Here is a 13,428-nt window from a genome sequence, read left to right as displayed (position 1 = left end):
GAGCTTAGCTAGATGGTGTTGCTATTACGCAAATCGATCATCGTAATTTTTTGGGTGGCTGTCGTATTTACGGCCACTTTAGCTATGCTCACATACGGTATTAAATATGCTTTACCTTATTTAGATTATTACCGTCCTCAGATAGAAAACAATCTTTCGCAAATTACCGGTTATCCGGTAACACTGAAACGTATTGATGGACAGCTCGAAGGCCTTGATCCTACTGTTTCAGTTGAAGGATTGCGTGTCGAAAGTGATGAGCAAGTCATCGTATCGATTGATGAGCTTAGGGTGAGGCTAGACAGCGTTAAATCCCTTCTTACCCTAACGCCGCAATTTACCTATGTACGATTTGTCAAACCAGCGGTTGCTCTGCAGGAGAGACAAGGGCTGTGGCAGCTTAAAGGTGCTTTGAGTAAAACAGACAGTAATGCTGGTGTAGGTGTGGAGCGGGTCTTGGACTACCTTGCCACTCAAAAATACTTGTCAATTCTTAATGCTAGCATTTCAGTTGATAGTGATGAATTTGGACCGCATCGCATAAGTATTCCTTCCGCAAATGTATTTCAACAACAGAGCCAATCCTCGCTGAGCGCTGAAATGTACCTTGATAATAATCCTGAGGCATTCACGTTAAACGCTCGACTCTCTAATTCTTTAAGTTTGTTTGATGACTATCGCATGCAGATGGTATTACATCTCCCTAAAACTCCGTTGCCTTCTAGTCTTTCATTGTTTGAGAAAATTCCTACGCTGACTGAGGTGCAATTAGGAGGGGATTTGTGGTTGGATTTCTTAGTCGGTAAAGATGTCTCCATTCAATTGGCGTCCTCCGAGCTTGAGTTGGCGTTCAAAAATGGTGATGAATATAGTCTTTCTCCCGCAATAAAAGCGAAATATAGCGCGAAAAATCCTCATATTAAGCTAGATGTTAATAATCTTAGAGTAACGGATGAGCCGACTAATTTATCTTTTGATTGGTTCTCTACTTCTGGGCGCAGTACACTCAGATTCGACCAGATTGACTTAGCAGCGGCCAATAATCTTGGTCGTCAGTTTTTACGTCCAGAATGGACTGCTGCAAAAATTCTGGAAGGGTTGGCCCCAAGAGGTACGGCTAAAAATGCTAGTTTAATTCTTTGGCAAGAAGATGAAAAATGGGTGTTTCAGTATTTAAGTAACCTATTGGGTGGCTCTGTTGATGGTTATTCGGGTATCCCCAAAGCAGATAACATCGATGCTATTTTTAGTTTGTCTGATAGGGATGGCTACATAGATTTACAGGGTAATGACAGTCAGATTTTCTTTGATACACTTTATGAAGAGGCGTGGCAAACAGAAAGGCTTGAAGGTCATGTTGCCTGGCAACAGCAGGCAGAGCGTTTTATTGTTAAAGGCTCCGAGCTTGTTGTTAAGCGAAATAATGCTGAGGTAAAGGGTGGCTTTCGATTAGAGATCAAGCCAGACGAAAGTGATTGGCTGGCTCTTGACCTGAATGCAAAGAACCTAGATTTAAACGATCGACTCACTTATTTGCCGAAAGGGGCTTTAGATGATGACATTGTTCAGTGGATAGACAGTGCTTTCAAAGCCCCAGGCACAGTGCCAAATGTAGATTTGATGTTGCACAGTGAGCTAGTTGAAGGTAGTACCCCTCATGTCCGATTACAAATTGATGTGGAAGATACGCAAATAGCATTTGACCCTAATTGGCCTGAGGCCGAACAGGTGACAGGAAAGTTTGACCTAGACCAGCAAGGTATCCACATTAATGTTTCATCAGCTAAGATGCGTGACCTCAAAGTGCATAATATCGCTCTTAATGTCCCTTTTGTGAAAGACGGTGTTACTTGGCTGAATGTTAAAGGGCAGGTAGAAGATCAAGCGCCAGTTATCTTGGATTACTTGCAGCATACACCTCTTGCTGATGATATTTTATCTCCTTTTGAAGAATGGCAGATACAGGGGGGAATCGCGGGTGACCTAGATATCTCAGTGCCATTTAGTGAGGAAATACCCCCTAAGGTTAAGTTGGCCTTAGAGTTTGCAGAGAATGAGGTATATCTGGGGGAAATTGATCTAGCAACCAAAGTACAAAGTGGTCGATTTAATTACAGTTCAGGTCAGGGGATTTATGGCACTCAGTTCGATGTCTCTGCCCTTGGTGGTATGTCTCAACTTGTTTTAAGTTCCAATAGTAGTGATGACGAAGTGCTCGTTATCGAAGGGGAATTATCTGGCAGTGTTGATGTGAGCTCTGTGGCAAACTGGTCAATTACTCCTTTTCCAGAACTTATCGCCCAAAAATTGACAGGCAAAGTGTCCTACCAAGGGCAGTTGGCGATAAATAAATCCCAGCAGGATCAATTTGATATGTCTATCGCTAGTGATCTAGTTGGTGCGCACATAGATTTTCCAATGCCTATCGGTAAGTCGGCGGATCAGCCTGTAAATTATCACTTTAAGTTAATGCAACATAATGACGACATGGTCATTGATGATGATTTTGGTGGCTTGGTTCGAAGTCGTCTCTTGCTACGTGATAGCGAGCTTCTTGGTGGTGAGGTGTTGTTAAATAAGGATCAACCTTTTAGCTCAAATATTCCCAATGGTTTAAACGTGGTTGGGCAAATCAAGCATCTAGATATTGCCGATTGGCAAGAAATTGTTGATGCCTTTATGACTTATCATGAAGAGGGAGAGGTTGTGACGGACCAAGAGACTTCTATGCTAGATATTCCTGAATGGCTTTCTCAGATGGATATTATTATTGATTCTCTGGTGATCAACAAAGACAACACCCTCCATAACGCCAAGCTTGGTTATCCCGTAAATAAACGTTTACGTTTCAGTTCAGATGAAATGAACTTTGAGCTTATGCAAAAAGACTATGGTCCAGATTTGCATTTTGACTTCCTCAGCTGGAATTTATCCGAAGACGATTTAGAAGTGACTGATAACGAGCCCTTTGTGCGTTCAGATCAAATTCCGAATATGACATTGTCTATTGATCAACTCTATATTGATAATAGCCCTTATGGTGACTGGAGTACTAAGATCCAAAGAGAGGGGAATAGGGTGAGGCTAGCCTCGATTACCTCCGAACTTAAAACCGGTGAGTTTGCTGGCAGTCTATTTTGGCAAGATCAAGAGGAGCGTTCCAACGTTGAGCTTACGCTTGGTGTTAAAGGAAAAGATTTGGCTGAGTTGACACAAAAGTTTTCGGATAAGCCTTTTATCACCTCAAAAAATTATGAGATAAATGTCGTGCTTAGCTGGCAGGGCCACCCTTTTCATTTTGATCGGCCCTCTCTCTCTGGGCGAATTGTATTTATCGCCGATAATGGGAGTTTTACCCAGGTTGAAGAATTACCTGCATTCTTAAAGGTTTTGGGGATTTTTAATGTCGGTGCTTTGAGTCGTCGTCTGTCTCTCGATTTTACTGATGTTTATGAGCCAGGGCTAAGCTACGATAGTTTCACCGGTGATATGGTAATTGATAAAGGCTTGTTAACGACCACTAAGCCAATCGCTATTATTTCGCCTACCGCAGAACTGTTCGTTGAGGGCAGTGCCAATATTGTTGATGAAACTCTGAATGAGCGCATGGTGGCCAGCTTTCCTATCTCTGGCACCTTACCATTAGCTGGTTTGCTGTGGGGGACACCACAAATTGCAGGCTTATTGTTTATTACTGATAGGCTGTTTGGTAGCCAAATTTCTAAAGTGACCAGTGTACGTTATGACGTAACTGGAACGTTTGATGAGCCTGTCATGACGCAAGTAAAATACCAGCCGAGCCAAGCAACTAAAAGGAATGACTGATGAGTAGTTTGGTGGTGGCCGCGATCCAATTAACCAGTATGGCCGATTGGCGTGAAAACCTTGATAAAGTGACTAGCCTGCTACTTGCAGCAGTGAAAGATGGCGCTAGACTTATTGTGTTACCTGAGAATGTATTCTTATTTAATGGTAAGCGTATGCGTGAAATGGCGGCGTCTCAGGAGCAAACTCTGCTGTTGGAGGCCGTTGCAGAATTAGCAAAAAAACATTCTGTCTATATTGTGATTGGTTCTCACCCTAGTCTCAAAAGGCCAACTGAAGAGTTGGTTGACATGGGTCGTGTGCGTCAACGGTGCTGGCTGTTAGGTCCAGATGGTGAGCTTATAACCAGTTATGATAAGATCCATCTATTTGATGTTCAGGTTGATGACAAAGCCGCTTCCTACCGTGAATCCAACTTCATTGAGCCTGGGGAAATACAGTTACAAGTGGTTGAGATTGATGGTTTTAAACTGGGTCTTAGCATTTGTTATGATTTGCGTTTTCCTGAGCTTTATCGAAGCCTCGCAAAGCTAGGGGCAGAGTTAGTGGTGGTACCTGCTGCCTTCACCTATGTGACAGGTAAGGCTCATTGGAATACCTTACTGGCGGCACGAGCGATCGAAAATCAATGCTACGTGTTAGGGGTTAACCAATGCGGTTGGCATAATGCGTTACGTCAGACTTATGGTCACAGCAGCTTATACTCTCCAAATGGTGAGTGTTTGGCCATGTTGGAGGAAAAGCCCGGCTACTTTGTTTATCGTATTGAGCGTCAAGCGTTAACTGAGGTACGGGCGAAAATGCCTTGTTTGACTCACCGAAGAATGTAACAAAAATGCCCTAAAGAAATCTTTAGGGCATTTTTGTTAGGGGGGGGGCTATTTAGCTGCGCAGGCCTAATTTGGTTTCTTCGATTTCTCGTATCAGTTTAAAAAGCTTTTTACGATTAGTGTTGCTCTTGTTGCCATTTTCGACTTCTTTTTGAGATTGGCGGATCAACTGACGGAGCAGTTGAATTTCTTCCAAGTTTGGATGTTCATCCAGATACTTTGACAGTTCTTCTTTGGAGTTCTCACCAATCAGCGCATCACGTTTGCGTTCAAGTTGATGGAATAGCTTATTGTAAGCAGCAGACGTAGTATCAAATAAGGCCACTTGCTGAGCAATGCTTTCATGGTCTTCGGTGCGCATGACTTTACCGATATATTGCAAGTGACGTCTCATAGCTTCACGCTGTTTGATGCGGTCGGCTTCAGCAAAGGCTTCACGCAATGTATCAGACATAGTTACTTTTTTAAGTTGGTTTTTGCTCAACCCAAGTAAGGTTTTGCCTAAATCTTGTAGCGCTTCCACTTCTCGCTTGATCTGGGTTTTGCTCTTAGGGATATCTTCTTCATTTTCAAATTGATCAAAGTCAGTCATGGGAACCTATATTAAAAAAATGGTGGCGAGACCGAGGAAAGATAAAAATCCCACCACATCAGTCACTGTCGTCAAAATAACGCTGCCTGCTAAGGCTGGGTCGATGCCCATTTTCTTAAGTAAAATGGGCAAAAGGGTGCCTGTTGTTGCAGCAAACAAGAGATTTATAATAATTGCGCCCGCAATGATATAGGCAATTTTGAGGTTGTCAAACCATAAGGCGGTCAGGGCGGCAATAACCGTTGCCCAAAGCAAGCCATTGATCAATCCAACAATGAGCTCGCGGTTGAGTAACCAACGGGTATTGGTCGAGCCAATTTGGTTGAGGGCGATACCGCGTATTACCAAGGTTAGTACTTGGGAGCCTGCAATGCCGCCCATACTGGCAACTATCGGCATCAAAATCGCTAGTGCGACAACTTGATCGAGGGTGTTCTGAAATAAGCCAATAACATAGGAGGCGGTGAATGCTGTAATCAGGTTGATACCTAACCACACAGCACGGCGCTTTGTGGTTTTAAGGATAGGCGAGAAGGTATCTTCGTCATCATCAAGACCCGCCATACTCAACATGGAGTGTTCTGCTTCGTCACGAATAACGTCAACTACGTCATCGATAGTGATACGACCTAATAACTTATGGGTGTCTTTATCGACAACCGGAGCAGAAACCAAGTCCATTTTTTCAAACAGTTGCGCAACCTCGCTGACAGGGGTGTCGGCGTAAATTACCTCATCTTCCGTTTCCATCACATCCCGTACCGTTAAATCCGTGTCGGCCACCAGTAGCTTGGTGATAGGAAGTGACCCAAGTAAGCGATCTGAGCGGCTAACGACTAAAAGACTGTCTGTCATGTCAGGTAGCACTTCGTGGCGTCGTAAATAGCGGAAAACAATATCCAGTGTGATATTCGGACGAATCGTGATGGTGTCCGTGTTCATCAGACCGCCCGCTGAATCTTCAGCGTAGCTTAATAGTGTTTCGACTCGGGTTCGGTCTTGGGCCGTCATAGAGGCCAAAACTTCTTTTACAACAGTCTCTGGTAGATGCTGTAGTAAATCGGCGAGGTCATCACTTTCAAAGTGTTCAGAAACGGCAACTAGGCGTTCTGTATCCATCTCTTTTAAGAATTGGACGCCTATGTCTTCGCTTAGGTATTGAAGAACTTCACCTTCATTTTCAGAATCTATAAGCTCCCATAGAAGTTTACGTTCTTTTGGTGGGGAGGACTCTAAAAGGCGAGCAACATCCTGTGCGGGGAGGGCCCCGTTAAGGAGATAACGTATTTGCATGGTCGCACCGGACTCAAGAGAGTCCGAAACCGTTTGCAGATGAGTTAACATAGATTGCTCAGACATGAGTCTACTCGTCTTCGTCAAAACGATTATTAATTAATTCAATCACGCTTTTTAAGGCTTGTGCTTCGTCTTCACCGTTGGTTTTAATGTTAATCTGTGTGCCTTTGCTGGCCGCTAGCATCATCATTGCCATAATGCTTTTACCGTCTACATTTCGACCGTCTTTTTCAATAGTGATGTCGCATGAAAACCTAGACGTTGTTTCAATAAGCTTACCAGCAGCGCGGGCATGTAAGCCTAATTTATTTATAATGGTCACTGACTCTTCAAGCATGGCTGTTCCTTATAATAAAGAGTGGAACGTGTTGAGTAATTCTTCGTTACTTTTCGCTGCCCTAAGTTTATCCAGAGTTTCTGAAGACTGTGCCATTTCGGCAATCTTGGCGAGCGTTGATAAATGTTGTTCGCACTCATGTGGGGGGACGATTAGAGCAAAGATCAAGTCCACAGGCTTCCTATCTATGGAGTCAAAATCGATTGCTTCCTTGAGGGATAAAACGACGACAGCGGTATGATTGGCTGATTCAAGGCGACAATGAGGAATGGCGATACCGTTACCAACGCCTGTACTGCCTAGTTTTTCACGACCTAAAAGGGCGTCATACACAGCGCTGTCCTCACAGTGTAAACGGTCTGAAACTATGCTGGCTAGGTTCTCTAAAACTCTTTTTTTGCTCACTATGTCTTGCTTTGCAAAACACAATTCAGCTTTTAATAGTGATTTCAATGGCATGGTAAGGGTCACATCCGTCTTAAATCAGTCGTTTTCGTTCATTGGAAGGAGGGATGTTCATCGCCTCTCGGTATTTGGCGACAGTCCTTCGCGCTACTTGAATGCCTTGATCTGCTAGTGTTGTGGCCAGCTTATTGTCACTCAGTGGTTTCTTAGGTGGTTCTTCCGCCACCAGTTTTTTGATCATAGCTCGGATGGCGGTTGATGAGCATTCACCACCTGAGGCTGTATTTACGTGACTAGAGAAAAAGTACTTAAGCTCAAAAATACCTTTAGGAGTGTGCATATATTTCTGTGTTGTCACACGAGAAATGGTTGATTCATGCATGCCGACTTCTTCGGCAACATCATGCAACACCATAGGTTTCATGGCTTCTTCACCCAACTCAAAAAAGTCAATTTGACGATTTACAATGCAGCTAGCTACTTTTAGCAATGTTTCATTACGGCTTTGTAAACTTTTAATGAACCATTTTGCTTCTTGTAAAGATGTCTTGATGTAGGTGGCGTCTTCCGTCTTAACGGCAGTACTTGCCATGGCTGAATAAGTTTCATTAATTTTAACAGGCGGCAAGGCGTCGTTATTAAGCTCAACTTGCCAGACATCATTGATCTTTTTGACAGACACATCAGGAATAACGTAATCCGTATCGCCATGATCAATGACAGAACCTGGTCTTGGGTTCAATTGCTGAATTAAATCAATAACTTCTTTTAATGCGGTTTCTTTGAGTTTGGTTTTACGGATCAATTGCGTAAAATCACGGTTGCCTAATAAAGGTAGGTAGTTATCAATTAGGTTATGGGTATTTTTATAAAGAGGGTGGTTTTGGAATGCTTCTAGTTGGACCAAAAGACAGTCTCTCAAATCAATAGAGCACACACCAACAGGATCAAAGCGTTGCAATCGGTGTTGCACAGCAATGACTTCATCGAACTCTAGGTCTTCAAGTTCTTGGCTTAGAGATTGCCAAATATCATCTGGTGTTATGCTCAAATAGCCATCAGATTTTACACATTCAATTATGGCGTAAGCAATCTCAATGTCTCGGTCAGACATATGTGTTAAATTCAGCTGCCAAATAAGATGATCTTGAATGCTTTCATCAGGGGCGTTACGGCTTTCGAAATCTGAGTCACCACCTTCGTAGCCACTCTGTTCACCTATCGACGCTGAGTTTTGATAAGTATCATCCCAATTACTATCAATAGACAGTTCTTCTGGAATGCTATCCGTCCATTCTGATTCAATGCGAGCCTCTTCTGCCTCGCTTGCAGAATTGTCTGAATCGGTTTTTTTATCCGCTTTTTCTTCGCCGCTAGCAGTTGTTTGGACGATAGGGTTTTCATCATCGTCAATTTCAAGCAAAGGGTTGGATTCAAGAAACTCATGGATTTCTTGCTTTAAATCTAAAGTAGATAGTTGCAGCAAGCGAATGGCTTGTTGTAACTGTGGTGTCATGGTCAGTTGTTGACCGATTTTAAGCTGTAAAGACTGCTTCATAAAGCAACTCTTTCTAAATAGATGAATTGGAACGAGTTATGCATACTACTCTCTTTGAACAACAATGATAAGGGGGTTATAGGCGGAAATCGTCACCTAAATATACCTTTTTCACCTGTTCATTATTGATAACGGTTTCCGCGTCGCCAGAAGCAATGATATGACCATTACCGACGATGTAGGCTTTATCACAGATGTCTAGGGTTTCTCTTACGTTGTGGTCGGTGATTAAAACACCTATGCCACTTTCTTGCAGATGTTTGATGATGAGCTTGATGTCGCCTACCGAAATAGGGTCTACACCCGCGAAGGGTTCATCTAATAGAATGAATTTAGGGTTCATTGCCAGAGCGCGTGCAATTTCTACGCGGCGTCTTTCACCACCAGATAGAGCCATACCAAGGTTTTTACGAATGTGAGTGACATGAAACTCTTCCAGTAAACTTTCAAGTTTCTCCGCTTGCTGAGCTTTATTTAGCTCTTTACGGGTTTCCAGAATGGCTGAAATGTTGTCTTCCACAGACATTTTACGAAAGATAGACGCTTCTTGGGGTAAGTAGCCAATGCCTTTTTGTGCTCTGGTATGCATGGCATTACTAGTGATGTCTTGGCCATCGATAAAAATACCGCCCGCATCATTGCTCACCATGCCAACAATCATGTAAAAGCAAGTGGTTTTACCTGCGCCGTTAGGGCCTAACAAACCCACTGCTTGGCCGGATTCTACCGATAAAGACACATCTTTCACGACTTGGCGTTTCTTATAGCTCTTGGCCAGATGCTTTGCTTCTAGAAGTGCCATTTAATTCTCTTCTGTTTGAGGTTGCAGAGTCATAGACACGCGGCCGGTATCTTTTTTGCTGGCTTCAAACGCGCCAGTGTTCACCATATAAAGGATATAGTCGGCCGATACTTTGTTGTCCGTTTGGTTTAAATAACCATCTCCTGTTATCTCAAGCTTGCCTGAGGTTGTAGAGTAGTTAATTTGATTGCCTTGACTGATTACCATGTTGCCGTCTAAGTCGACTTGCTGGCTGAATTTGGCAGGCTTGCCCTTGGCTTCAAGTTTATTAAATTGCTGTGTTTGTACATCAGTGGTGATTTTTAAATACTCAGCTTCAATTTGAATAGTCCCTTGGGTAATGTAAACATTTCCCTTATAGATGGCTTCTCCTGTTTGTTGGTCAAAAGAGGCTTCATCCGCCTGAATGTCTAAAGGTTGGCGTGTATCATCAGGAAGAGCAAGGACTTGTTGGCTGATTGCTATCGCCATAGTAAGAAAGCTAATTTTTCGGAGTAGGTTCATAGTGTCCTCTTACGGAACGAGTCATAACAACTTTTTCCGAATTGATATAGGCAATAATGGTTTCGGCTGTAGTCGTGCCTTGTGTGGAATACAATTTCGCATGACCGTAGCTGGTTAGTGATTCATCTTCATCTAAATAATGTATCGTATCCGATGACAAAGTGATGTCGGCTGAATTTATATGCTTTTTGGTGGCGTTAGCATTTTCGGTTAATAATATATCGCGACTGCCATCTTCAATAGAGCCCTTCTTGGCTTTAGCGTGCCAAGAGCCAAGTTCTGCTTGTCGTTCAATAAAAGGCTGTTCAAGCAGGGTTTTTTTGTCTTTGAGATAATGCAGGGTTTGTTCTGCGTTCAATGTTTCAATCAATTGTCCTGCGCGATTAAATTCTTTGATTCTTACTTTAGTTATAAAGTAGTCAGGGGAGGTTTTTAAAGAGTCGCTGGCGACAAGGTTACCTTGACTCACCGAGTTTGCTTTCCAGAAAAAACCACCCACTACAACCGCAGTGATGATTATAAGTAGATACTTGAAAGTGCTCCGCTCCATGATTGTCATGATGGCTTAGCTGCCGTTCATCATCAATAGCAAATAAACGACATAGGAGCCAATAAGAGGGACACCTAACCAGCGAGGGATACTCTTATTTTTGCTGCGATTAAATACAAATACGGCCACAGCTAATACAAGCGTTAAGATCAGTACCCATAAATAATCACGGCTCATGATATTGTCATCGATGATGCCTGGTGCAATAAGTGCGGGCAGAGGTAAAACAGTCGCCAAATTGAATATGTTGGAACCAAGGATGTTGCCAATAGCAATATCATGATGGCCTTTCTTAACACTACTAATCGATGCGGCTAATTCGGGCAGGCTGGTGCCAATGGCAACGATTGTCAAGCCAATCACAAGTTCACTAATACCTAGTGCGGTTGCAATGCCTATGGCGCCCCAAACTAATAATTTTGAGCTACCGATCAAGACTGCAAGGCCAATGAATGCAATGATGAGAGATTTCATTACCGGACTACCGTCATCCTCAGGAAGTTCACTGGCGAGTTCTTCCTCAAGGTCCTTACTGCCTTTAAGAAGAATGGTCAGAATAACAATGAAAGACACCACCAGAATGATGCCGTCCATAAGGCTTAGTACACCGTCGTAAAGTAAGCCTCCAGTTAGTAATGTAATGGCAAGCACCAGAGGTACTTCTTTGGTGGAAAGGCCTTTAGCAATCGGGATTGCTGAAAGCAGCAAGGTTGTACCAAAAACCAAAGCAATATTGGCGATGTTTGAGCCTAAAACGTTGCCGATAGCGATCTCTGGGGCGTTGTCTAAAGCGGCAATGGCGGAAACCACCATTTCTGGGGCAGAAGTCCCTAATGCAACAAGAGTGATGCCTATTATCATTGGGCTTACATTGAGCTTTTCTGCTACCAGTGCAGAATGTTCGATAAATTTGTCTGAGCTTAAAACTAGTAAAATTAAGCCGGCAATTAGAGCAGCGGAAAACAGCAGCATGGTGTTGAATTAACTCGTGAATAAACGGAAGTTACATTTAATGTGGTTTGGCGTGTAAATTCAAGACTTGATCTTTGCAAGAAATTGGGTTCTTGCTTGGTTTTATAGGATTTATGATAGGGCAGTGATAATATCTCCGACACTAATAGTCATGGATCTAGGGTGTGTCTAAAATGGATGCGTATATAGAAGTGCAAGGGTTGCAGTTTTCTCGTGCCGATAGAATTATCTACGATGATGTAAGTTTGCAAATCCCGCGGGGTAAAATTACGGCCGTAATGGGGCCGAGTGGGACGGGGAAAACCACATTGTTACGCCTAATCGCGGCGCAGTTGGCGCCAGATAAAGGGTGCATTAGGGTGGATGGTAAAGAGGTGCATACCTTATCTCGATTCAACTTATATGAGCTTAGAAAAAAAATGGGCATGTTATTTCAAAGTGGCGCTCTGTTTAGTGACATGTCTGTATTTGAAAACGTTGCTTTTCCTTTAGAGGAGCACACGAAACTCAGCGTCGATGAAATCCAGGTGCGAGTATTGGAAAAATTACACAGCGTCGGTTTAAAAGGGGCCGCAGCTTTAATGCCAGCTGAACTTTCTGGTGGGATGGCGCGTCGTGTGGCATTGGCTCGTGCTATCGCTCTGGATCCTGCCTTAGTAATGTACGATGAGCCATTTACTGGTCAAGACCCTATCTCTAAAGGGGTGTTGGTAGAACTAATAAGACAATTAAATGAGCAGGGGGATATTACCTCGGTCTTGGTGTCTCATGATGTGGCAGAGTCACTATCGATTGCTGATCATGTTTGTATCCTTGCCGGTGGGCGCGTTGTCGCCGAAGGCAGCCCTGCTCAGATTTTGGATTCGGACGACCCAAGGGTTCAGCAGTTCCTAAAAGGGGAGCCGGATGGCCCAGTGCCTTTTCATTATCCAGAGGTAAGTGCCGATGACACTAAGTCATTAGGAGGTGCTCAATGAACAAGGTGATCGGGCTTGGTGCTAGTGCGTTAAATTGGCTGGAAGCAGTTGGTAAGGCCGGTATCTTTATTTTTCAAAGCGTCTTTCGTTTGCCAGTGAGGTTGCCTGAAGCCATTAATCTATTAATTAAGCAACTCTATTCTGTCGGTGTGTTGTCTCTCGTAATTGTGGTCGTGTCGGGGGCTTTTATTGGCATGGTGTTGTCGCTACAGGGCTATAGCATATTGGCCAAATTCGGCTCCGAAGATGCGGTGGGTCAGCTGTTAGCTTTGTCATTGTTGCGAGAACTTGGGCCTGTGGTAACGGCGTTGCTGTTTGCTGGGCGGGCAGGTTCGTCTTTAACCGCTGAAATTGGCTTGATGAAAGCAACAGAGCAATTGTCTAGCTATGAAATGATGGGGGTGGATCCTCTTCGACGAGTCATCGCGCCGCGTTTTATTGCTGGTGTGATTTGTATGCCAATTTTAAGTTTGATTTTTTCTGCAGTGGGTATCATCGGTGGGTTGATGGTGTCTGTGGCTTGGTTGGGTGTCCATGATGGGGCTTTTTGGTCCTTGATGCAGCAGTCTGTGTATTTTGATACAGATATTGTTAACGGCCTAATTAAAGCGGTTTGTTTCGCTATTGCGGTCACTTGGATCGCCGTTTATCAAGGGTATGAATGCGTACCCACATCGGAAGGGATTGGCAAGGCAACCACGCGCACTGTGGTGCTAGGGTCATTGGCTATTTTGGCGTTGGATTTTGTCTTGACGGCGGCTATGTTTGGAGATTTTTAAA

Annotated in this window: 13 protein-coding genes; 4 read left to right on the top strand and 9 right to left on the bottom strand. The window is 43.6% G+C overall.

Annotated elements, in window-relative coordinates:
* Window positions 1-12 precede the first annotated feature (12 nt).
* Together ABJF92_RS07125 and ABJF92_RS07120 are read left to right on the top strand one after the other, a co-directional pair.
* Window positions 13-3,825: a YhdP family protein gene (locus tag ABJF92_RS07125; RefSeq protein WP_446815113.1), complete on the top strand. Its 3,813-nt coding sequence runs from the start codon at window positions 13-15 to the stop codon at window positions 3,823-3,825.
* Window positions 3,825-4,655: a carbon-nitrogen hydrolase family protein gene (locus tag ABJF92_RS07120; RefSeq protein ID WP_446815112.1), complete on the top strand. Its 831-nt coding sequence runs from the start codon at window positions 3,825-3,827 to the stop codon at window positions 4,653-4,655. Before ABJF92_RS07125 ends, ABJF92_RS07120 begins: the two co-directional genes overlap by 1 nt.
* A 52-nt stretch (window positions 4,656-4,707) precedes the next feature.
* Here ABJF92_RS07120 and yjgA read toward each other — a convergent pair whose 3' ends face one another.
* The 9 genes from yjgA to ABJF92_RS07075 all read right to left on the bottom strand — a co-directional run bounded on the left by yjgA (window position 4,708) and on the right by ABJF92_RS07075 (window position 11,671).
* The gene (yjgA, locus tag ABJF92_RS07115; RefSeq protein ID WP_446815111.1) at window positions 4,708-5,247 is read right to left on the bottom strand and encodes a ribosome biogenesis factor YjgA; all 540 of its coding nucleotides are present in this window, start codon (window positions 5,245-5,247) and stop codon (window positions 4,708-4,710) included.
* Window positions 5,248-5,253: 6 nt separating this feature from the next.
* Window positions 5,254-6,606 carry a magnesium transporter gene (gene mgtE / locus ABJF92_RS07110; RefSeq protein ID WP_446815110.1) on the bottom strand — a complete coding sequence of 451 codons (1,353 nt, stop codon included), beginning with the start codon at window positions 6,604-6,606 and terminating at the stop codon, window positions 5,254-5,256.
* Between the two features lie 4 nt (window positions 6,607-6,610).
* On the bottom strand, window positions 6,611-6,880 hold the full coding sequence (locus ABJF92_RS07105; RefSeq protein ID WP_446815109.1) for an HPr family phosphocarrier protein: 270 nt from the start codon (window positions 6,878-6,880) through the stop codon (window positions 6,611-6,613).
* Between the two features lie 9 nt (window positions 6,881-6,889).
* The gene (locus ABJF92_RS07100; protein WP_446815108.1) at window positions 6,890-7,339 is read right to left on the bottom strand and encodes a PTS sugar transporter subunit IIA; all 450 of its coding nucleotides are present in this window, start codon (window positions 7,337-7,339) and stop codon (window positions 6,890-6,892) included.
* A gap of 19 nt (window positions 7,340-7,358) precedes the next feature.
* Window positions 7,359-8,843, bottom strand: coding sequence for an RNA polymerase factor sigma-54 (locus ABJF92_RS07095; RefSeq protein ID WP_446815107.1), 1,485 nt, complete (start codon window positions 8,841-8,843; stop codon window positions 7,359-7,361).
* 76 nt (window positions 8,844-8,919) lie between these two features.
* Window positions 8,920-9,645: an LPS export ABC transporter ATP-binding protein gene (lptB, locus tag ABJF92_RS07090; protein WP_446815106.1), complete on the bottom strand. Its 726-nt coding sequence runs from the start codon at window positions 9,643-9,645 to the stop codon at window positions 8,920-8,922.
* Window positions 9,646-10,149, bottom strand: a complete 504-nt coding sequence (lptA, locus tag ABJF92_RS07085) for a lipopolysaccharide transport periplasmic protein LptA (protein WP_446815105.1) — start codon at window positions 10,147-10,149, stop codon at window positions 9,646-9,648.
* On the bottom strand, window positions 10,127-10,618 hold the full coding sequence (gene lptC / locus ABJF92_RS07080) for an LPS export ABC transporter periplasmic protein LptC (RefSeq protein ID WP_446815104.1): 492 nt from the start codon (window positions 10,616-10,618) through the stop codon (window positions 10,127-10,129). Before lptC ends, lptA begins: the two co-directional genes overlap by 23 nt.
* A gap of 96 nt (window positions 10,619-10,714) precedes the next feature.
* Window positions 10,715-11,671: a calcium/sodium antiporter gene (locus tag ABJF92_RS07075; protein WP_446815103.1), complete on the bottom strand. Its 957-nt coding sequence runs from the start codon at window positions 11,669-11,671 to the stop codon at window positions 10,715-10,717.
* Window positions 11,672-11,844: 173 nt separating this feature from the next.
* Between ABJF92_RS07075 and ABJF92_RS07070 the strand changes: the two genes are divergently transcribed.
* Both ABJF92_RS07070 and mlaE read left to right on the top strand, forming a co-directional pair.
* Window positions 11,845-12,648: an ABC transporter ATP-binding protein gene (locus ABJF92_RS07070; RefSeq protein WP_446815102.1), complete on the top strand. Its 804-nt coding sequence runs from the start codon at window positions 11,845-11,847 to the stop codon at window positions 12,646-12,648.
* Window positions 12,645-13,427, top strand: coding sequence for a lipid asymmetry maintenance ABC transporter permease subunit MlaE (gene mlaE, locus ABJF92_RS07065; protein ID WP_446815101.1), 783 nt, complete (start codon window positions 12,645-12,647; stop codon window positions 13,425-13,427). The genes ABJF92_RS07070 and mlaE overlap by 4 nt, the downstream gene beginning before the upstream one ends.
* Window position 13,428: the final 1 nt, after the last annotated feature.

The organism is Marinomonas sp., assembly GCF_039940335.1.
Taxonomy (GTDB): domain Bacteria; phylum Pseudomonadota; class Gammaproteobacteria; order Pseudomonadales; family Marinomonadaceae; genus Marinomonas.
Note: the sequence above shows the minus strand (reverse complement) of the source record. Positions and strands in the feature narration are given on the sequence as shown.

What these genes read in the sequence shown, in the direction of transcription:
- ABJF92_RS07100 (WP_446815108.1), bottom strand. Translation starts at nt 7,339, where the DNA reads ATGCCATTGAAATCACTATTAAAAGCTGAATTGTGTTTTGCAAAGCAA.
- yjgA (WP_446815111.1), bottom strand. Translation starts at nt 5,247, where the DNA reads ATGACTGACTTTGATCAATTTGAAAATGAAGAAGATATCCCTAAGAGC.
- mgtE (WP_446815110.1), bottom strand. Translation starts at nt 6,606, where the DNA reads ATGTCTGAGCAATCTATGTTAACTCATCTGCAAACGGTTTCGGACTCT.
- ABJF92_RS07125 (WP_446815113.1), top strand. Translation starts at nt 13, where the DNA reads ATGGTGTTGCTATTACGCAAATCGATCATCGTAATTTTTTGGGTGGCT.
- ABJF92_RS07095 (WP_446815107.1), bottom strand. Translation starts at nt 8,843, where the DNA reads ATGAAGCAGTCTTTACAGCTTAAAATCGGTCAACAACTGACCATGACA.
- ABJF92_RS07120 (WP_446815112.1), top strand. Translation starts at nt 3,825, where the DNA reads ATGAGTAGTTTGGTGGTGGCCGCGATCCAATTAACCAGTATGGCCGAT.
- ABJF92_RS07070 (WP_446815102.1), top strand. Translation starts at nt 11,845, where the DNA reads ATGGATGCGTATATAGAAGTGCAAGGGTTGCAGTTTTCTCGTGCCGAT.
- mlaE (WP_446815101.1), top strand. Translation starts at nt 12,645, where the DNA reads ATGAACAAGGTGATCGGGCTTGGTGCTAGTGCGTTAAATTGGCTGGAA.
- lptB (WP_446815106.1), bottom strand. Translation starts at nt 9,645, where the DNA reads ATGGCACTTCTAGAAGCAAAGCATCTGGCCAAGAGCTATAAGAAACGC.
- lptA (WP_446815105.1), bottom strand. Translation starts at nt 10,149, where the DNA reads ATGAACCTACTCCGAAAAATTAGCTTTCTTACTATGGCGATAGCAATC.
- ABJF92_RS07075 (WP_446815103.1), bottom strand. Translation starts at nt 11,671, where the DNA reads ATGCTGCTGTTTTCCGCTGCTCTAATTGCCGGCTTAATTTTACTAGTT.
- ABJF92_RS07105 (WP_446815109.1), bottom strand. Translation starts at nt 6,880, where the DNA reads ATGCTTGAAGAGTCAGTGACCATTATAAATAAATTAGGCTTACATGCC.